General features: G+C 71.8%; 13 protein-coding genes. 12 read left to right on the top strand and 1 reads right to left on the bottom strand.

Annotated elements, in window-relative coordinates; genetic code table 11:
* Positions 1–134: 134 nt before the first annotated feature.
* A complete protein-coding gene (locus tag ACFPCV_RS36805) occupies positions 135–1,439 on the bottom strand; it encodes a UDP-glucose dehydrogenase family protein (RefSeq protein ID WP_378061966.1) in 1,305 nt (434 codons plus the stop codon).
* A gap of 197 nt (positions 1,440–1,636) precedes the next feature.
* On the opposite strand from ACFPCV_RS36805, the gene ACFPCV_RS36800 reads away from it, so the two are divergent.
* From ACFPCV_RS36800 to ACFPCV_RS36745, 12 genes are all read left to right on the top strand, one after another.
* Positions 1,637–2,953, top strand: a complete 1,317-nt coding sequence (locus ACFPCV_RS36800; RefSeq protein WP_378061965.1) for a nucleotide sugar dehydrogenase — start codon at positions 1,637–1,639, stop codon at positions 2,951–2,953.
* Positions 2,934–4,136 carry a glycosyltransferase family 4 protein gene (locus ACFPCV_RS36795; protein WP_378061963.1) on the top strand — a complete coding sequence of 401 codons (1,203 nt, stop codon included), beginning with the start codon at positions 2,934–2,936 and terminating at the stop codon, positions 4,134–4,136. The genes ACFPCV_RS36800 and ACFPCV_RS36795 overlap by 20 nt, the downstream gene beginning before the upstream one ends.
* Positions 4,137–4,245: 109 nt before the next feature.
* Positions 4,246–5,613 carry a YveK family protein gene (locus ACFPCV_RS36790; RefSeq protein WP_378061961.1) on the top strand — a complete coding sequence of 456 codons (1,368 nt, stop codon included), beginning with the start codon at positions 4,246–4,248 and terminating at the stop codon, positions 5,611–5,613.
* Complete coding sequence (locus ACFPCV_RS36785; RefSeq protein ID WP_378061960.1) at positions 5,610–7,136, top strand: Wzz/FepE/Etk N-terminal domain-containing protein; 1,527 nt, start codon at positions 5,610–5,612, stop codon at positions 7,134–7,136. Before ACFPCV_RS36790 ends, ACFPCV_RS36785 begins: the two co-directional genes overlap by 4 nt.
* 12 nt (positions 7,137–7,148) lie before the next feature.
* A complete protein-coding gene (gene asnB, locus ACFPCV_RS36780) occupies positions 7,149–9,044 on the top strand; it encodes an asparagine synthase (glutamine-hydrolyzing) (protein WP_378061958.1) in 1,896 nt (631 codons plus the stop codon).
* A gap of 10 nt (positions 9,045–9,054) precedes the next feature.
* The gene (locus tag ACFPCV_RS36775) at positions 9,055–11,382 is read left to right on the top strand and encodes a bi-domain-containing oxidoreductase (RefSeq protein ID WP_378061956.1); all 2,328 of its coding nucleotides are present in this window, start codon (positions 9,055–9,057) and stop codon (positions 11,380–11,382) included.
* A complete protein-coding gene (locus ACFPCV_RS36770; RefSeq protein ID WP_378061954.1) occupies positions 11,379–13,355 on the top strand; it encodes an alginate lyase family protein in 1,977 nt (658 codons plus the stop codon). Before ACFPCV_RS36775 ends, ACFPCV_RS36770 begins: the two co-directional genes overlap by 4 nt.
* A gap of 17 nt (positions 13,356–13,372) precedes the next feature.
* Positions 13,373–14,872 (top strand): right-handed parallel beta-helix repeat-containing protein, encoded by a 1,500-nt coding sequence (locus ACFPCV_RS36765; RefSeq protein WP_378061952.1) that lies wholly within the window; start codon positions 13,373–13,375, stop codon positions 14,870–14,872.
* A gap of 9 nt (positions 14,873–14,881) precedes the next feature.
* Positions 14,882–15,751 (top strand): class I SAM-dependent methyltransferase, encoded by an 870-nt coding sequence (locus tag ACFPCV_RS36760; RefSeq protein WP_378061950.1) that lies wholly within the window; start codon positions 14,882–14,884, stop codon positions 15,749–15,751.
* Between the two features lie 2 nt (positions 15,752–15,753).
* Positions 15,754–16,935 carry an O-antigen ligase domain-containing protein gene (locus tag ACFPCV_RS36755; RefSeq protein WP_378062003.1) on the top strand — a complete coding sequence of 394 codons (1,182 nt, stop codon included), beginning with the start codon at positions 15,754–15,756 and terminating at the stop codon, positions 16,933–16,935.
* Between the two features lie 8 nt (positions 16,936–16,943).
* Positions 16,944–18,143: a glycosyltransferase gene (locus ACFPCV_RS36750; RefSeq protein ID WP_378062001.1), complete on the top strand. Its 1,200-nt coding sequence runs from the start codon at positions 16,944–16,946 to the stop codon at positions 18,141–18,143.
* A complete protein-coding gene (locus tag ACFPCV_RS36745) occupies positions 18,121–19,236 on the top strand; it encodes a nucleotidyltransferase family protein (RefSeq protein WP_378061948.1) in 1,116 nt (371 codons plus the stop codon). The genes ACFPCV_RS36750 and ACFPCV_RS36745 overlap by 23 nt, the downstream gene beginning before the upstream one ends.
* Positions 19,237–19,327: the final 91 nt, after the last annotated feature.

Genomic DNA, 19,327 nt, shown 5'->3' with positions numbered 1-19,327 from the left:
ACCGACGTCGCGCGGCGGGTCGTGCGCGACGCGGCGGAGCGGGTGACCGCTCCCGCACGCGAGCGGTGCCCCGAAAGGCGCTTTCAGGGCGTTGAGCGTCCCGAACGCGCCTTTCAGGGCACCGGCCCGAGCCGCTAGCGGCGGCCGAGGCCGTTCCACTCGAAACCGGCGCGGCGCAGCACGTCCGGGTCGAGCAGGTTGCGGGTGTCGACGACCACGGGGCGGTTGACGACGGCGGCGAGCTTGGCCCAGTCGAGGCCGCGGAACTCGGGCCACTCGGTGAGCACGATCAGCGCGTCGACGCCCTCCGCGGCGCGGTACGGGTCGTCGACGACGGTGATGCCGTCCAGGTCGGAGCGAGGGTCGCCGGAGCGCAGCGCCGGGTCGTATGCGGTGAGCTTCGCGCCTGCCTGGCGCAGCAGCGCGGACACGGCGAGCGCGGGGCTGTCACGCAGGTCGTCGGTGCCCGCCTTGAACGTGAGACCGAGCACACCGAGCCGCACCTTCGACAGCGAGCCGCCGCGCTTGCCGGTCACGGCGATGCGGACCTTCTCGACCATGCGCTGGCGCTGGCGGTTGTTGGTGTCGATGGTGGCGCGGATGAGCCGGAACTCGAAGTCGGCGGCGTCGGCGAGCTGCAGCATCGCCGAGGTGTCCTTCGGCAGGCACGAGCCGCCCCAGCCGGGGCCGGGGTTCAGGAACGCCTGGCCGATGCGCTTGTCGTAGCCCATGCCCTCGGTGACGTCGGAGATGTCCGCGCCGAGCCGGTCGCACAGCTCGGCGACGGCGTTCACGTAGGACAGCTTCATCGCGAGGTAGCAGTTCGCCGCGTACTTCACCAGCTCGGCGGACGCGGCGTCGGTCAGCACGGTCGGGGCGCCCAGGCGCGCGTACAGCGCCGCGACCTTCTCCGCCGCGTCCTGCTTGTCGCAGCCGACGACGATGCGGTCGGGGTGCAGGAAGTCGTGGACGGCGGAGCCCTCGCGCAGGAACTCGGGGTTGGACACGACGGCGATGTCGTCGCGTTCGAGCAGCTCGGCGGTGCGTTCCGCGGTGCCGACGGGCACGGTCGACTTGTTGACCACGACCGCCCCGGGCGGCAGCAGCGGCGCGACCTCCTCCAGCACCGACTCGACGACGGACAGGTCGGCGACGCCGCCCACCCCCATCGGTGTCGGCACGCACAGGAACACGACCTCGCTGCCGTCGACCGCGGCGGCCGCACCGAGCACGAACGAAAGGCGCCCGGCCGCGAGGCCCTCGGCGACCAGGTCGGCGAGGCCCGGTTCGAGGATGTCGACCTCGCCGTTCGTGAGCCGCTTGATCTTCTCCGCGTCGACGTCGGCGCACACCACGTGGTGTCCGAGCGACGCGAGACACGCGCCGGTCGTCAGCCCGACATACCCGGTTCCCACCACCGCAATCCGTCGTACGAACACGGGCCGGACTCCCCTCCTGATCCCTGACACGTCGAGAAGAACGCTACATGCGTCGTAACGGGAGCCCCCCGACGGCCGACTCACTGTCTGAACCGGTGCGGATGTCGGGGCCCCCGCACGTGTGCAGATTCCCCAACGGAGGAACGCGTGGTGACCTCACGCCTCTTTTGTGCTGCCTCCAGACGGACGGACGGCCGATGAGGATCAGTGTTTTCGGACTCGGCTACGTCGGCTGCGTGTCCGCCGCGTGCCTCGCCTCCCAGGGCAACGACGTCGTCGGCGTCGACGTCAACCCCACGAAGGTCGACCTCGTCATGGGCGGGCACGCGCCCGTGGTGGAGGAGCGGATCGGCGAGCTGACCGCGGAGGTGGTGGCGACCGGCCTGCTCCGCGCGACCACCGACGTCGCCGACGCGGTCGCGAACAGTGACGTGTCGCTCGTCTGCGTCGGCACGCCCTCGGCGCCGAACGGCAGCCTGTCCACCGTCTACCTTGAGCGGGTCGCCGAGCAGATCGGTGAGGCGATCGCCGGCCGCGACACCCGCCACACCGTGGTGTTCCGCAGCACGATGCTGCCCGGCACCTGCCTGAACCTGCTGGTGCCGATCCTGGAGAAGGCGTCCGGCAGGACCGCGGGCGTGGACTTCGGCGTCGCGGTCAACCCGGAGTTCCTGCGGGAGGGCTCCAGCGTCCGCGACTTCTTCGACCCGCCGAAGACGGTGATCGGCGAGCTGGACGCCGCGAGCGGGGACGTGGTCGCCGCCCTGTACGACGGGCTGCCCGGTGAGGTGTTCCGGGTGCCGATCCCGGTCGCGGAGATCACCAAGTACGCGGACAACTCCTTCCACGCGCTCAAGATCGGCTTCGCGAACGAGCTCGGCGCGATCTGCGGGGCGCTCGGCCTGGACTCGCACGCGGTGATGGACGTGTTCGTCGCCGACCGCAAGCTCAACATCAGCCCCGCCTACCTGCGGCCGGGGTTCGCGTTCGGCGGGTCGTGCCTGCCAAAGGACCTGCGCGGCCTGGTGCACGCCGCGCACCGCGCCGACGTGTCCGTGCCGATCCTCTCGCACGTGCTCGCCTCCAACGAGGAGCACCTGAAGCGCTCGTTCGACCTGGTCGCCCGCACCGGCAAGCGCAGGATCGGCCTGTTCGGCCTCTCGTTCAAGCCGGGCACCGACGACCTGCGGGAGAGCCCGATGGTGGAGCTGGCGGAGCGCCTGCTCGGCAAGGGCTACGACCTGAAGATCTACGACGCGAACGTGAGCATGTCCCGCCTGCTCGGCGCGAACCGCGAGTACATCGAGCAGCGCCTTCCGCACCTCGGCCAGCTGCTGGCCACCGACGTCGACGAGGTGCTCGCCCACGCGGACGTGTGCCTGGTCGCGACGAACGACCCTCGGGTGCTGGCCGCGCTGCCGCCCGGCAGCGACCGGACGGTCATCGACCTGGTCCGCCTGCCGGACACGGAAGCACGCCGGAACGACAAGGGGTATGTCGGCCTTGCCTGGTAAAGCTCTGATCCTCGTAGAGAACCTTTCCGTGCCCTTCGACCGCCGGGTCTGGCAGGAGTCCCAGACGCTGCGGGACGCGGGCTGGGACGTGCACGTCATCTGTCCACAGGGGACGAAACGGGACCGGGAGCCCTACGTCGAGCTGGACGGGGTGAAGATCCACCGCTACCCGCTGACGGCGGCGACCGGCGGCCCGCGCGGCTACGTCAGGGAGTACGGCGCGGCGCTGTGGCACACCATGCGGCTGGCCAGGAAGATCGGCAAGGCCGGAAAGATCGACGTCGTCCACGCCTGCAACCCGCCGGACCTGCTGTACCTGGTCGCGAAGGTGTTGAAGCGCACGGGCACGCGGTTCGTGTTCGACCAGCACGACCTGTGCCCGGAGCTGTACCTGTCGCGGTTCGCCGGGCGGGGGCAGGACTTCCTCTACCGCGCGGTGTGCCGCCTGGAGCGGGCCACCTACCGCGCGGCGGACGTGGTGATCTCGACCAACGAGAGCTACCGCGACGCGGCGATCACCCGCGGGAACATCCCGCCGGACCGGGTGTTCGTGGTCCGCAGCGCACCGGTGATCGAGCGGTTCAGGCAGGTCGACCCGGAGCCGGAGCTGAAGAAGGGCAAGCCGCACCTGCTGTGCTACCTGGGTGTGATGGGCCCGCAGGACGGCGTGGACTACGCGCTGCGCTCACTTGAGCTGCTGCGCAGGGAACGCGACGACTGGCACGCCGTGTTCGTCGGCGCGGGCGACACGTTCGACGACATGGTGGCGCTCGCGAGGACGCTGAAGCTCGACGACGTCGTCGAGTTCACCGGCCGGATCCCGGACGAGGACCTGGTGCGGTACCTGTCGACCGCGGACGTGTGCCTGTCACCGGACCCGCACAACCCGCTGAACGACGTGTCGACGATGAACAAGGTCATGGAGTACATGGCCATGTCCCGGCCGATCGTGTCGTTCGAGCTGACCGAGGCGCGGGTGTCGGCGGGCGACGCCGCCGTATACGCGCCGGCCAACGACGAGCAGGAGTTCGCGCGGCTCACCGCCCGCCTCCTCGACGACCCCGAGGAGCGCGCCCGCATGGGCAAGCTCGGCAAGGAACGCGTCGAGGGCCCGCTCGCGTGGAGCAACTCGCAGAAGGCACTGCTCGCCGCGTACGACGCTGCGATCTCCGCAACATCTTGACCAAGAGTAACCGTCGGGGTGTAACCAAAGCCGACCCGGCCGCGACGGGACTCGTGCGGCGTCCTGCCCCGCTCAGGTGCCGATATACCTCGGAAGGGGGCCCGACGCGATGCGACACGACGTCTCCGACGCCGCCGACACGGCACGGCTCGCCATCATCTGGCAGGTACTCCGCCAGAGGTGGCGATTACTCACCGTGATCACACTGTTGGGTGCGCTGGTCGGTGCCGGTGCCTCGCTGGTGCTCTCACCGGGCTACGAGACGTCCGCGAACGTGCTGCTGCAGGGCCCCAGGGACCCCGACGAGCTGATGACCGAGGCGCAGGTGGCGCACAGTTCGGTGGTGCTGGACCGGACGGCCGCCGCGCTGGACTGGGGGCGGTCCGGCACGGACCTCGCCGACGACGTGGCCGCGGCGGTCGCCGAGGGCAACATCATCGAGATCACCGCGGTGGCCGACAGCCCGGAACGCGCGCAGCAGCTCGCCGACCGGGCCGCGCAGGAGTACGTGACGTTCTCCACACAGCTGATGGCGAACTCGGCGGACACGTCGGCTCAGGTGTCGCAGGAGCAGCAGCAGTCGCTGCGCCAGCAGATCATCGAGACCAACCAGAAGATCTCCGACCTGCACAACGCCGCCGGTCAGGGCCAGACGATCGACAGTGTCGGGGTGCGCACGGGGCTGGAGTCGCTGCGGACCGCGCTGTCGCAGGCGGTGGCCAAGCTCGACGAGCTGGACACCGTGTCGAGCGCGTCGAAGATCGTCGTGATGGGCCCGGCGGAGCGTCCGCCCGGCCCTGCCGCGCCCTCGATGACGCACCTGGCCGCCGGTGGCGCGGTGGTGTTCCTGGTGCTCGGGGTGTTCGCCCACCTGTTCGCGGTCCGCGCGGACCGGCGGCTGCGGGACGAACAGCAGATCACGGCCGCGCTGGGCACGACCGCCGTCGGCGGCGTCGACGTGCCCGACGCGGCAGCCGCGACCGAGGTGCCCGCGCCAAGGTCGGTGCGGGACCGGCTGGTCGCGCTGGTCGTCCCGGAACGGCAGTGGTACACCCCGGAGCTGCCCTCGGCCCCGGACGAGGCCGCGCTCGACATCCGCTACCGCCGCGCGCTGACGCGGCTGCGTGAGCACCTGCCGCCGGGCCCCGGCCGGGTGCTGGTCGTGGTCGCGAAGGACGACCCGGCCGCGCGCCGGGCCGCGGACCGGCTCGGCGACGTCGCCGCCGCCGGGTTCCGGCTGTCGTTGCGGGTGACCGAGGTGGACGCGGACCGGCCGACGGTGCCGGACGACGCGGTGCCCGGCGTGCTGGTGGTCGTCACCGCGGGCACCCGCACCGGCTGGCAGCTGGTGCGCATCGCCGAGGCCTGCGCCGACGCGGGACACGGCGTGCTCGGCGCGCTGGTCACCCACCGGGCCCGCCCGTTCGAGCGGGCCCCCGACCAGCCGGCCGAGCCGGCTCTGGCAGGTGCACCGTGACCACGAACCCGGACAGCACACCCCAGGCACCCCAGCACCTGCTGGACTTCGCGCGGCTGTGGACGGCGATCCGCCGCGGGCGGCGGCTGTGGATCGGCTTCGCGCTGGTCGGGTTCCTCGCGGGCGGGCTGCTCGCGGTGCTGCTGCCGCCGACGCCGAGCGCGGTCACCAGGATCCTGGTGACCCACGAGCAGGACGGCCCGTCCGACGGTGGCAGCCTGATCCGCACCGACGTGGCGCTGATGAGCACGACCCGGATCGCGGCGGACGCGCTGGAGCGGCTGAAGGTGACCGAGCGGCCGGAGGAGTTCCTGAAGACGATCACGGTCACCGGTCTCACCAACAACGTGCTCGAGGTGACGGTCGAGGCGCCGACCGGCGCGGAGGCGGCCCGGCGGGCGAAGGCCCTGGCTGAGGCGTTCATCGCCGACCACGTCGGCCGCATCCAGTCGGCCGCGGCGGCGGAGGCGAAGGCGCTGACCGACCAGCGCGGGCAGGTGCAGGCCGAGCTGGACGAGGTCAACGGGCAGATCTCGGGTGCGGAGGCGGCGGCCGCCGCGTCGCAGGACAACGAGAACGGCGAGAACGGCGAGGAAGCCGCGCCGCCCCCGGCGAACGCCGCGACGCTGGACACGCTGTACGCGCGGCGTGCCGAGCTGACCGACCAGATCAGCCAGCTCACGCAGCAGGCGCAGGAGGCCGGGCTCGGCGCGCCACGGGTGGTGGCGGGCACGCAGGTCGTGGACGCGCCGCGCCCGGTGCGGACGTCGCTGAAGCTCACCGGCGCGACGAACGCGGGCATCGGGCTGGTGTTCGGCCTGGTCCTGGGGGTCGCGCTGGCCGCGGTGACCGGCGTGGTGCGGGACAAGCCGGTGCTGCGCCGAGACATCGCGGAGCACCTCGGCGCGTCGGTGATCGCGCAGCTGCCCGGCGGCAGGCGCGGACCGCTGCGGAACAGGAAGGCCGGACAGGAACACGCCAGGGTCGCCGAGACGCTGCTCCGGCTGGTGCGGGACGGCGCGGGCCCGGTGTCGGCGCTGGAGCTGGGCGCGCCGAAGGTGGCGGCCTCGCTGGCCGCCGCTGTCGACGCCGAGCTGGCCGACGGCGAGGCGGGGCTGCGCACCGGGTCGGTCGCCCCCGGCGCGTCGTGGACCGGCCTGCCGCACCTCGGTGCCGAGACGTTGCTGGTGGTGCGGGCCGGGTACGCGAGCACGGCGTGGCTGCACACGGTCGCGAGGCAGCTCGCGGACCTGGGCATCCCGGTCGTGGGCATCGTGCTCGTCGACCCGGACCCGCGCGACCGGACCGACGGCACCCTGTGGGACGGCCTGCACACCGCGCTGCGCGGGCGGGCGAAACACGCGGCGAGGACCACCAACGGCACGAACGGGTCGAACGGGTCGAACGGCGCGGACCTGCCGACGAAACGGCTGGCCCCGGCCACGGCTTCCGGGACCTCCGGGACCTCCGTGCACGACCTGCCGACGAAGAAGTTCGCGCCGGTACGCAGGACACCGGGCTGAGGGGGCATACCTATGTGTGGCATCGCGGGCAGTTACCGGTGGCCCGACGGCGGTCCGCTGACCGACCGGCTGACGAAGATGCTGGCGCACCGCGGCCCGGACGGTTCCGGGCGCTGGTCCGGCCGCGCCGGTGACGGCGAGGTCCACCTCGGGCACCGGCGGCTGTCGATCATCGACCTGACCGAGACGGGCGCGCAGCCGATGGCGGCCGAGGGCCTCGTCCTGACCTACAACGGCGAGCTGTACAACGCGCCCGCGCTGCGCCGTGAGCTGGAGTCGGCAGGCGACCGGTTCCGCGGCACGTCGGACACCGAGGTGCTGCTGCGGGCGTGGCGGCGCTGGGGTGTGGACTGCCTGCCCCGGCTGCGCGGGATGTTCGCGTTCGCCGTGTTCGACGAGCGGACCGGGGAGCTGACGCTGGTCCGCGACCAGCTGGGCATCAAGCCGCTGTTCTACGTGCGGCGCGGTGGCGGGCTGGTGTTCGCGTCGGAGCTGAAGGCCCTCGCGACCGAGCTCGGCGACCTGACGGTGGACGACACGGCGCTCGTGGCGTCGCTGCTGTACTACTGGGTGCCGGACAGCCGCTGCGCGTACCGGGAGGCGGAGAAGCTGCCGCCGGGCACCTGGCTGCGGGTCAAACCCGGTGGTGGCACCGAAAGCGGCACGTACTGGTCGCTGCGCGAGGTCGCCGACGAGGCCCAGCACACCGCCGGTGTGGACCTGGCGGCGGTGGTCGAGGAGTCGACGAAGGCGCACCTGCTCTCGGACGTGCCGGTCGCGACGTTCCTGTCCGGCGGTTTGGACTCCAGCTACCTGACCGCGCTCGCCGCCCGCCACCAGCCGGGGATCTCCGCGTACACCATCGGTTTCCGCGCGGCGGACGCGAAGTTCGAGGCGATGCCCGACGACCTGCGGTACGCGCGGGTCGTCGCGGAGCGCTTCGGCGTGGACCTGCACGAGATCGAGATCGCGCCTCGGGTGCTCGACCTGCTGCCGAAGATGACCTACCACCTCGACGAGCCGATCGGCGACCCGGCGGCCATCAACACCTACCTCATCTGCACCGCGGCCCGCGAGGCCGGGGTGAAGGTGATGCTGTCCGGCATGGGTGCCGACGAGCTGTTCGCCGGCTACCGCAAGCACCTGGCGAACAAGCTGGCGCTGGGCTACCAGCGGGTCCCCGGCGCGGTGCGGCGGCCGGTGCGCTCCATCGTGGACAGACTGCCGGTGGCCTCGGCGCGCCGCGGCTACCGGTCGGTGCGGTTCGCGAAGCGGTTCCTGTCGTTCGCGGACCTGCCGGAGGAGACCGCGTTCCGCCGCAGCTACACCATGTACGACCGCGCGGAGCTGGCGGCGCTGGTGAGCCCGGACCTGTCCGGCGCGGTCGACGACGTCCTGACCGAGCACGCGGACACCTACCACGACAACACGCTGACCGACTTCGTGAACCGCATGTGCCTCGCCGACTCGCGGCTGTTCTTGCCCGGCCTGAACCTCGCGTACACGGACCGGTCGAGCATGGCCGCGTCGACCGAGGTGCGGGTGCCGTTCGTGGACGTCGAGGTGGTGAAGGCCGCGTTCGCGATCCCCGGCAACCGCAAGATCGTGCGCAGGCAGGGGAAGGTGGCGCTGAAGAAGGCCGCCGAACACCTCCTGCCGAACGAGATCGTGTACCGGCCCAAGGGGTTGTTCTCCGCGCCGCTGCGCGCGTGGATGAGCCGCGACCTCGCCCCGCTGGTCCGCGAGGTCATCGAGGACGGCCTGCTGGTGCGCAACGGTTTCCTCCGCCGCGACGCCCTGCGGCGGCTGGCCGAGGAGGACGCCTCCGGTCAGCAGGACAGGTCCAAGCACCTCTGGCACGTGCTGACGCTCGAACACTGGTACCGCGCCGCTTTGTCGGCTGAGTAAAGGAAACGTCTTGAAGCAGGTTGTGCAGAACTACAGGAGTGGCGAGCTGGCGCTGCTCGACGTGCCGGAGCCGGCGTGCAAGCCGGGCGGGGTGCTGGTGTCGACCCGGTACTCGCTGATCTCCACCGGCACCGAGCTGATGAAGGTCAGCGAGGCGAGCAAGTCGTTGCTCGGCAAGGCGAAGGCGCGGCCCGACCAGGTCGCGAAGGTGATGCAGAGCGTCGCCACCAACGGTCTCGCCGCCACCTACCGCAAGGTGACCAGCAAGCTCGACTCCTACACCCCGCTCGGCTACTCGCTGTGCGGCGTGGTGACGGCCGTCGGCGACGGGATCACCGACGTGTCGGTCGGTTCGCTGGTCGCGTGCGCCGGGAACGAGCACGCGCTGCACGCCGAGCTGAACTGGGTGCCGAAGAACCTGTATGCGCCGGTGCCCTCGGCGTTGTCGCCCCGGCACGCCGCGTTCGGCACGGTCGGGTCGATCGCGATGCAGGGCGTGCGGCGGGGTGAGCCGCAGCTCGGTGACGTCGCGCTGGTGATCGGGCTCGGGCTGATCGGGCAGCTGGTGGTGCAGCTGCTGGTCGCGTCGGGTGTGACGGTCGTGGGCGTCGACCCGGACCCGGCGCGGTGCGCGCTGGCGGAGTCGGCCGGGGCGGCGCTGTGCGCGGCCCCCGGGTCGGACACGGTCGAGATGGCGGTCGCGACGCTGACCGGCGGGCACGGCGTGGACCAGGTGTACCTGGCCGCCGGTGGCTCGACGAACCAGCCGGTGGAGCTGGCCGCGCAGCTGGCGCGCGACCGCGGCACGGTGGTCGACATCGGCAAGTGCAGCCTGAACCTGCCGTGGAACGCGTACTACGAGAAGGAGCTCGACGTCCGGTTCTCCCGGTCGTACGGGCCGGGTCGGTACGATCCGTCGTACGAGCTGGAGGGGCGGGACTACCCGATCGGGTACGTCCGCTGGACCGAGCGCCGCAACCTGGAGTGCTTCCTCGACCTCGCGGCCCGCGCCAAGATCGACATGTCGCCGCTGGTCACGCACGTGGCCCTGTTCGAAGACGCGGTGGAGACCTACCGTTCGCTCAACGACGGCGAGCTGAAGGCAGTGGCCGTCCTGTTCGAGTACCCGCGGGCGGAGACCCCGGAACTGTCGGTGCCCGCTGATAGCGTGGAAATCGGGGGGCCCCCTGCCGAGCCGATGGGACTCTCGCACGACGAGGGTGCCGCACCGGGCTTGACAGAACGGACCGGGACCGAGCCGGACAAGACCGAGCCGAACGGGACAGCGCAGAACAGCGCCGAGCAGAACGGGACACCGCGGAACGGCGCCGAGCGGAACGGGCACCGGGCGGTCGCCGTCCGGAAGAGCACGGTCCGGGTCGGGTTCATCGGGGCCGGGAACTACGCCTCGTCGATGCTGCTGCCCCACCTCGCCGAGAACGAGCGCGTCGACCTGCACCGCGTGGTCACCACCGCCGCCCTCTCCGGGGCCAACGCCAAGCGCAAGTTCGGGTTCCGGCACGCCTCCACCGAGCTGGACGACCTGCTCGGCGACGACACCGTCGACGCCGTCTTCGTGGTCACGCGGCACAGTTCGCACGCGAGCCTGACCAACCGCGCGCTGCGCGCGGGCAAGGCCGTGTTCGTCGAGAAGCCGCTCGCACTGTCCGAGGCGGAGCTGGACAGCGTGCGCGCCACCATCGAGGAGACCGGGAACGACCGGCTCCAGGTCGGGTTCAACCGGCGGTTCGCGCCGCTGCTCAACGAGACGCGCCGCCAGTTCGGGCGGCGGGTCGGGCCGGCGTCGGTCCGGTACCTCGTCAACGCGGGCGGGCTCGACGGCGGCAGCTGGTACACCCACGACGCCGAGGGCAGCCGGTTCGCCGGTGAGGGCGGGCACTTCATCGACACCGTGTCGTGGCTGCTGGCCGACGACCCGGTCACCGTCTACGCCACCGCCACCCCCGGCCACACCGACCTGCAGGTGGTGCTGACCTACCCGGACGGCTCGACCGCCGCGGTCACCTACACCACCACCGGGTCGGCGCAGTTCCAGAAGGAGACCATCGACTTCACCGCCGACGGCAAGGTGCTGCGCTTCGACGACTTCACCCGCGCGGCCGTGTACGCGCGCAGGAAGTGGGTCAGCTCCCGGCTCCCCAAGGCGCGGGACAAGGGGCAGGCAGCGGAGCTGCGCGAGTTCGTCGACGCCGTCGCGGAAGGCCGGCCCATGCCGGTGCCGTTCGGCTCGCTCGCCGCCACCACCAGCGCCACCCTCGCCGTCGAGACCAGCCTCGCCACCGGCGGGCCCGTGCACCTCCGCGAGCTGACACCATGAGACCGACCTGGTACCTGCGCCGTCTGTCCCGCATGGGGCCCCGTGAAGTGGCCGCCAGGGCCGTGGTCGCCGCGCGGGTGCACCGGTGGCGGCGGTTCCTCGACGACGCCGGCTCGATGAACGCGGTGTGGCTGCCCGGCCGCCGGTTCATCCCCGTCCTGCCCGACCAGGCACTCGCCTCGGTCACCCCGGCCGCCAGGGCGCGGCTGGTCGCCACCGCCGACGAGCTGATGGCCGGGCGCGCCACCTACTTCGGGTTCACCAGGAACGACATGGTCGCACCCGACTGGTCGTGGGACCCCAGGACCGGCAGGCGGGCGCCGACCGACCGGTACGCGTTCGACATCCCCTACCGCGACGAGCAGGCCGTCGGCGACATCAAGCAGCTGTGGGAGCCATCGCGCCACCAGCACCTCACGGTGCTGGCCGCCGCCTACGCCCTCACCGGCGAGGAGCGGTACGCGGAGCGGGTCGCCGAGCACCTGCGTTCGTGGTGGGCCGACAACCCGCCGCTGCGCGGGGTGCACTGGGTGAGCGGCATCGAGCTGGGCATCCGGCTGATCTCGTGGGTGTGGGTGCGCAGGCTGCTCGACCGCTGGTCCGGTGCCGCCGAACTGTTCGAGGACAACCCCGCCGCGCTGCACCAGATCTGGCACCACCAGCGGTGGCTCGCCGCGCTCGGCAGCCACGGCTCGTCGGCGAACAACCACGTCGTCGCCGAGACCGCCGGGCAGCTCGTCGCCGCGTGCGCGTTCGACTGGTTCCCCGAGTCGCCGTCGTGGCGGTCGGCCGCGCTGCGGCAGTTCGACGAGCACCTGCACCGCAACACGTTCGCGTCCGGGCTCAACCGGGAGCTGGCCACCGAGTACCACGGGCTCGTGCTGGAGCTGGGGCTCGCGGCGGCCGCCGAGGCGGACGCGGCCGGGGTGCGGGTGCCGGACACGACGTGGCTGGTGCTGATGCGCATGTGCGACACGCTCGCCGCGATCGTCGACGTCAGGCTCAACCCGCCCCGCCAGGGTGACGCCGACGACGGGCACGGCCTCGTCGTCGACGGTGCCGGCGGGCACCGCTGGGCGAGCCTCCTGCACACCGGTGACCAGTTGTTCGGCAGGCAGGGCTGGTGGCCGGTGGTGCCCGTCGACGACGTCCGCACCCCGCTCGTCACGGCGCTGTCCAACGGCGCCCGCAACGACGCGGTCCGGCCGGGCACCCGGCCCGACCACCTCGCCGACGCCGGCATGACGATCCTGCGCACCGGCGAGGACGACCGCGGCGAGGTCTGGTGCCGCTGCGACGGTGGCCCGCACGGGTTCCTGTCGATCGCGGCGCACGCGCACGCCGACGCGCTGGCGGTCGAGGTGCGCCACGACGGCGTCGACATCCTCGCCGACCCCGGCACCTACTGCTACCACGGGCAACCGGAGTGGCGCGCCTACTTCCGGTCCACCATCGGGCACAACACGCTCGAACTCGGCGGCCGGGACCAGTCGCAGTCCGGGGGCCCGTTCATGTGGACCCGCCACGCCAAGGGTGACGTGCTCGCCGCCGACCCCGGCAAGGGCGGCGTGGCGACGTGGACCGCCGAGCACGACGGCTACACCCGGGGCCGGGAACCGGCCGTGCACCGCAGGACCGTGCGGCTCGACCGGCGGGACCTGCGGCTCGAGATCCACGACGAGGTGCGGTCGGCCACCGCGCACGCCTGCCGCATGGCCTACCACCTCGGCCCCCGGGTGTCGGCGGTGCTGGACGAGAGCACGGCGCTGCTGTCCTGGGACGAGCGGACCGCGGTGCTCGAACTGCCGGAGGACCTGGTGTGGACCGTGCACCGGGGTGCGGAGGAGCCGCCGCTGGGCTGGTACTCCGCCGACTTCGGCCGCCGCGAACCCGCCACCACGCTCGTCGGCACGGGCCGGGCGGGCGGCGGCACGTCCGCTCCGTTCGTCACCGTGCTCCGCTTCCCCTGCTGACCGTCGGAGGTTCCCCTGTGCGCACCACTCGGTCGACCCGTTGGGCGCTGGTGTGCGCACTGGCCGCCACGCTGACGTCCTGCACCAGCAGCGCGGCACCGGCCCCTGGCCCGACGTCGGCGCCGGACAGGCTCGCCGCCGTGTGCGGGCACACGAAACCCGGTCCCGCCTCGGCACCCGACGGGGCGATCACCGTGGACCCCGGGGTCGACGCCGACCTGTCCGCCAAGACCGAGGCGAACCCGCCGGGCACCACGTTCTGGCTCGCGCGCGGCGTTCACACGCTCGGCGACGGGGAGTTCGGTTCGGTCGAACCGAAGGACGGCAACACCTACCTCGGCGCGCCCGGCGCGGTCCTGGACGGCAGGGGCGTCAACAAGTACGCGTTCGTGTTCCACGCGACCGACGTGACGATCCGCGGGCTCACGATCCGCCGGTTCGCCGCGCCGCCCAACGAGGGCGTGGTGAACCACGACTCCGGCGACGGCTGGGTCATCGAGGACAACACGGTCGAGGACAACGACGGCGCGGCGCTCATGGCCGGTGCCCGCCAGGTGGTGCGCGGGAACTGCCTGCGGAACAACGGGCAGTACGCCATCAACGCCTACAAGGACGGCGAGCTGACCGACCTCGTGATCGAGGGCAACGAGATCACCGGCAACAACACCGACGACTGGGAAGCCAGGATCCCGGGTTGCGGCTGCACCGGCGGTGTCAAGTTCTGGGCGGTCGACGGCGCCGACATCCGGGGCAACTGGGTGCACGACAACCGGGGCGCCGGGCTGTGGGCGGACACGAACAACAACGACTTCCTCATCGAGGGCAACGTCATCGAGGGCAACGACGGCCCAGCGATCTTCTACGAGATCAGCTACAACGCGGTGATCCGGGACAACACGCTGCGGCGCAACAACATCGTCGAGGGCCGCGAGTTCGCCGACGGCGGCGACAACTTCCCGTCCGCCGCGATCTACCTGTCCGAGGCCGGTGGCGACCCCCGGGTCCCGGCCCGCACCGACAAGATCGACATCTACGACAACGTGCTGACCGACAACTGGTCGGGCGTCACCCTCTGGGAGAACGCCGACCGGTTCTGCAACAGCGCGGCGAACACGTCCGGTGGCTGCACGCGGCTGGTTTCGGACATGGCGAAGTGCGCGCCGCCGACGATCACCAAGGACCCGCTGTACGACGACTGCCGCTGGAAGACCCAGCGGGTGGACATCCACGACAACCAGTTCTCCGTGGACCCCCGCAAGGTCGGCTGCAAGACGTTGTGCGCGCGGATGGCGGTCATCTCCAACTACGGCACCTTCCCGGACTGGTCGCCCTACCAGGCCGACGTCGTGCAGCAGGCGATCACGTTCGCCCAGGACAACACCTGGCACGACAACCACTACACCGGCCCGTGGACCTTCATGGCGAAGGACACCGGCCAGGTGATCAACCCGGCGCAGTGGCAGTCCGCGCCCTACTCACAGGACGAGAACAGCACGTTCGTGCAGGCGGGCGGCTGAGGGAGAGACATGAGCGAGACCATGGACGAAGTGGCGGTGCGGACGTTCTGGAACGCGCACCCGTGCGGTGACCACATCGTCGGCGGGCTGCGGCACGAGTTCGCCGACGACTACGAGCGGTTCTTCGGCGCCTACGACCGCTGGCGCTACGACCAGGAGGGCCACATCCCCGCCTGCCTCGACCGCTTCGACTGGCAGGACAAGAAGGTCCTGGAGATCGGGCTGGGCCAGGGCGCGGAGTCCGAGCAGCTGATCCGCCGCGGCGCCCGCTGGTCCGGCCTCGACCTGACCGCCGAGTCCGTCGCCAGGGTCGGTGCCCGGCTCGCACTGCGCGACCTGCCGCACGACGACCTCAAGCAGGGCTCCGCGCTCGCGATCCCGTACCCCGACAGCAGCTTCGACCACGTGTTCAGCCACGGCGTGCTGCACCACATCCCCGACATCGCCACCGCACAGGCCGAGATCCACCGCGTGCTGAAGCCCGGCGGCACGCTCGTCGCGATGCTGTACGCGCGGCGGTCGCTGAACTACCAGGTCAGCATCCGGGTCGTGCGCCGCGCGGTGCTGGCGGCCGCGTACCCGTTCCGCGGCCTCGTGCGCGGCGACGGACTGCTCCGCAGGCACCTCGACAACGCGGCCAGGACCGGGCTGCGCGACTACCTCGCGCTGGACACGTTCACACACCGCAACACCGACGGCCCGGAGAACCCGTTCGCCCGCGTGTACTCGCTCGCCGACGTGGCCCGTGACTTCCCCTCGTTCGAGATCGTCGACTCCTTCCAGGAGTACATGCACGCGCCGCCGCTCCCGGTGCGCAGGCTGCCGTTGTCCCACCGCCTCGGCTGGCACCTGTGGGTCACCCTGAAGGCACGCCCGTGACCCTGGCCCTCACGCGGACCTTCCTGCCCGAGCGGACGGCACCACGTCTGCTCGGCGCGGTGTGGGCGCTGCTCGTGATCAACACCCTCGGCTCGCAGGGTGCGGACACGATCATCCCCATCCCGCGGCCGGTGGCGCAGATGGTCACGATGGGGGCCGTCGTCGCCGCGTTCCTGCTGGCGCTGCTGCTGAACCCGAGGGTGCGGCTGCGGCCCAGCGCCTACCTGCTGCTGCTCACGCTCCTCCTCGCGGTCAGCATCGCGTCGAGCGCCCGGCTGGAGTCCGGGTTCGGCGCGTTGTTCCGCTGCTTCCGGTTCGCCGTGTTCGTGGGCACGCTGTGGCTCGTCTCCCACTGGTGGGACGACTGGCTTTCCCTGCTGCGCCACCACATCCGCGCGTTCGCCGCGGTGCTTGCCACGGTGGTGCTCGGCCTCGTGGTCTCGCCGGGGATGGCGCTGCCCGACGTGTACGGGGGCCGGATCGTTGGCGCGGTCTGGCCGCTGACGCCACCGCAGATCGGCCTGTACTCGGCGACGATGACCGGGTTGGTGATCCTCCTCTGGCTGGGCCACCGGACCACCCGGTCGAGCCTGTTGTGGCTCGCGGTGCCGGGGATCGCGTTGCTGTTGCTGAGCCACACGAGGACCGCGTTGCTCGGGCTGGTCGGCGGGCTGGTGGTGGCGCTGCTGGCGCTGGTGTCCACGTCGTCCCGGGCCAGGAAGGTGTTCACCCGTGCGGTGCTGGTCGCCGGGATCGGCGCGGTGGTCGCCGGGCCCGCGGTGCAGGCGTGGTTCCGCCGCGGCCAGGACGACCTGACCTCCCTCACCGGCCGCGAGAAGGTGTGGGACGCGCTGCTGGCCGCGCCCCGCTCGCTGGACGATCGGCTACTGGGGATCGGGCTGACGAACAAGTCGTTCGACGGGTTGCCCATCGACTCCAGCTGGCTCACGGTGTACTGGGAGCAGGGGTACCTCGGGCTCGTGATCGTGGGCGCGTTCCTGGTGACGCTGCTGGCGGTCGCGTGCCTGCGGCCGCCGTCGCTGACGCGGTCCATCGCGCTGTTCCTCATCTTCTACTGCGTCATCGCCTCCTACACCGAGGCCGGGCTCGGCGACGCCTCGCCGTACCTGCTGAACCTCACGCTCGCCGCCGCGCTGTTGACCAGGACGAAGGAGAGCACGTGAGTGATCCACTGCGGGTGCTCGTGGTGCACAACCGGTACCGCACCGAGCAGCCGAGCGGCGAGGACAACGTCGTCGACCAGGAGGTCGCGTTGTTGCGGGCCGCCGGGCACGACGTGGACCGGTTCGAGCGGCGCAGCGACGACATCGCCGGGATGTCCCTGCCGGACAAGGCGCTGGTGCCGCTTCGGGTGCCGTGGAACCCCGCCGCGCGGGCCGCGATGGCCGAGCGGTTGCGGGTCGCGCGGCCGGATGTCGTGCACGTCCACAACACGTTCCCGCTCCTTTCTCCCTCGGTGCTGGCCGCGTGCCGGGACGCGGGGGTGCCGGTGGTGGCGACGCTGCACAACTACACGCAGGTGTGCCCGTCCGGCACGCTCTACCGGGACGGCGCGACCTGCACCGCCTGTGTGGGGAAGTTGCCGCTGCCCGCGCTGCGGCACGGGTGTTATCGCGGTTCCACGGTCGCGACCGTGCCGTTGGCGGTGAACCTGCTCGCGAACCGGCGGCGGTGGTGGTCGGGTGTCTCGCGGTTCCTCTGCATCTCCGACGCGCAACGCCGCACGCTCGTCGCGAACGGGATGCCGCCCGGCCTGTTGACGGTCAAGTACAACTTCGTCGAGGACACGGCCCTTCGCCGAGTCGGCGGTGGTGAGCACCTCCTCTATCTGGGGCGGCTCACCGAAGAGAAGGGTGTCCGGCTGTTGATGGCCGCCTGGGACCTCGTCGCCAGGGCGGGTGGGCTGGGGGTGCCGCTCGTGATCGCGGGGGCGGGACCGCTCGCCGACGAGGTGGCCGCGTGGGCCAGGGGCCGCGTGGACGTGACGTTCGCCGGGCTGCGGGACAAGGCTTCGAGCCGCGTGCTGGTCTCCCGGGCGGTCGCCGTGGTGGTGCCGTCGCGGTGGCTGGAGACGTTCGGGCTGGTGGTGGTGGAGGCCATGGCCGCCGGGGTGCCCTCGGTGGTCGCCGGGCACAGCTCGCTCGCCGAGCTGGTGGACGACGGGGTGACCGGGCTGACCCACACCCCGGGCGACGCGGCGTCGCTCGCGTCGGCGCTCGGGCAGATCGTGCGGGCACCGACGTCGCTCGGCCGCGCCGCACGGGCCCGGTACGAGGCGGAGTTCACGCCGGCGGCCGGGTTGGCGAACCTTGTCGCGCAGTACGGCCGTGTCGTGGAGGAGAGCCGCCGTGACGCGCCGACTGTGCGGTGAGTCCCACTACTCGGCCGCGCTGCTCGCGGTGGCCGGGTACGGGTTGCCCGGCGGCACGCGGGCGTTCCCGTCGGCGCCGCTACCGGACCCGGAGTGGGACGCGCTTCTCGTTGCCGCCAAGGCGCACCGGGTGCTGGGTCCGTTGCGGGCCGCGGTGGACGCCGGGGCGCTGCCGGTGACCGGTGCGCAGCGTCAGCAGGCGCGCGGCGCGCACCGGGCGGTGCTGTTGCGGGTGCTGTCGCTGGAGCGGCACCTGGTGGCGTTGCACGACATGCTCGACGTGCTCGACGTCGAGTGCCGGGTGCTGAAGGGCAGTGCCCACGCGCACCTGGACTATCCGGAGCCCGCGCTGCGGTCCTTCATCGACCTGGACCTCCTGTTCCGCCCCGAGGACTTCGGGCGGGCGGTGTCCGTGCTCTCCGCCGCCGGGTTCACCCGCATCCTGGCCGAACCGAGACCGGGGTTCGACCGGCGGTTCGACAAGGGCACCACGTTGCGGGGCAAGGGGTTCGAGATCGACCTGCACCGCACGTTCGTACTGGGGCCGTGGGGCGTGCGGGTGAACATCGACGACCTGTGGGACTCCGGCGAGGAGTTCACCGTCGGGGGCCGGACACTGGTGGCGCTGTCCGCGCCGAACCGGTTCCTGCACGCGTGTTACCACGCGGCGCTGGGCGACTGGCCGCTGCGACTGGGGTCGCTGCGTGATGTCGCGCAACTGTTGCCCACGTCCCTGGACGTACTGGGCCGGGCACGCGCGTGGGGTGTGCAGGCGGTCGTGGCCGCCGCCGTCGCCGACGCGACTCGGTTGCTGGGACTGCCCGCCGTGGTGCCGTTGCAGTCGTGGGCCGGTGGTTATGCACCCACGCGGCGGGAGTCGCGCTGGCTGGGACTGCACACGCGGGCCGAGAAGACGTTCGCCGCGCAGGCGGTCGCCACGTTGCCGGTGTTGCCCGGCGTGCGGGACAAGGCCGCGTACCTGCGTGCGCTGATCCTTCCCGACGCCCGGTACACGGCCGGACGGCACTCGTCGGTGCTGTCGCGAGTCCGGTTCGGGGTGCGGGAGGCGTTGCGGGGCCGAGGACAGGGGTGAGCGCCCCGCAGGTGGCCGGTGCCCTGAAAGGCGCGTTCAGTCGTCGGTGTCCTCTGGCGAGGACGTCCTGCTGGGGGTGAAAATCTTGTCT

Origin of the sequence: Actinophytocola glycyrrhizae, assembly GCF_042653545.1 — a bacterium.
In the GTDB taxonomy this organism is placed as follows: Bacteria; Actinomycetota; Actinomycetes; order Mycobacteriales; family Pseudonocardiaceae; genus Actinophytocola; species Actinophytocola glycyrrhizae.
This window is presented reverse-complemented; position numbering and strand designations above follow the sequence as displayed.

Excerpts from the sequence above, each read along its gene's own strand:
- ACFPCV_RS36800 (WP_378061965.1), top strand. The coding sequence starts at position 1,637 with ATGAGGATCAGTGTTTTCGGACTCGGCTACGTCGGCTGCGTGTCCGCC.
- ACFPCV_RS36795 (WP_378061963.1), top strand. The coding sequence starts at position 2,934 with ATGTCGGCCTTGCCTGGTAAAGCTCTGATCCTCGTAGAGAACCTTTCC.
- ACFPCV_RS36790 (WP_378061961.1), top strand. The coding sequence starts at position 4,246 with ATGCGACACGACGTCTCCGACGCCGCCGACACGGCACGGCTCGCCATC.
- asnB (WP_378061958.1), top strand. The coding sequence starts at position 7,149 with ATGTGTGGCATCGCGGGCAGTTACCGGTGGCCCGACGGCGGTCCGCTG.
- ACFPCV_RS36770 (WP_378061954.1), top strand. The coding sequence starts at position 11,379 with ATGAGACCGACCTGGTACCTGCGCCGTCTGTCCCGCATGGGGCCCCGT.
- ACFPCV_RS36760 (WP_378061950.1), top strand. The coding sequence starts at position 14,882 with ATGAGCGAGACCATGGACGAAGTGGCGGTGCGGACGTTCTGGAACGCG.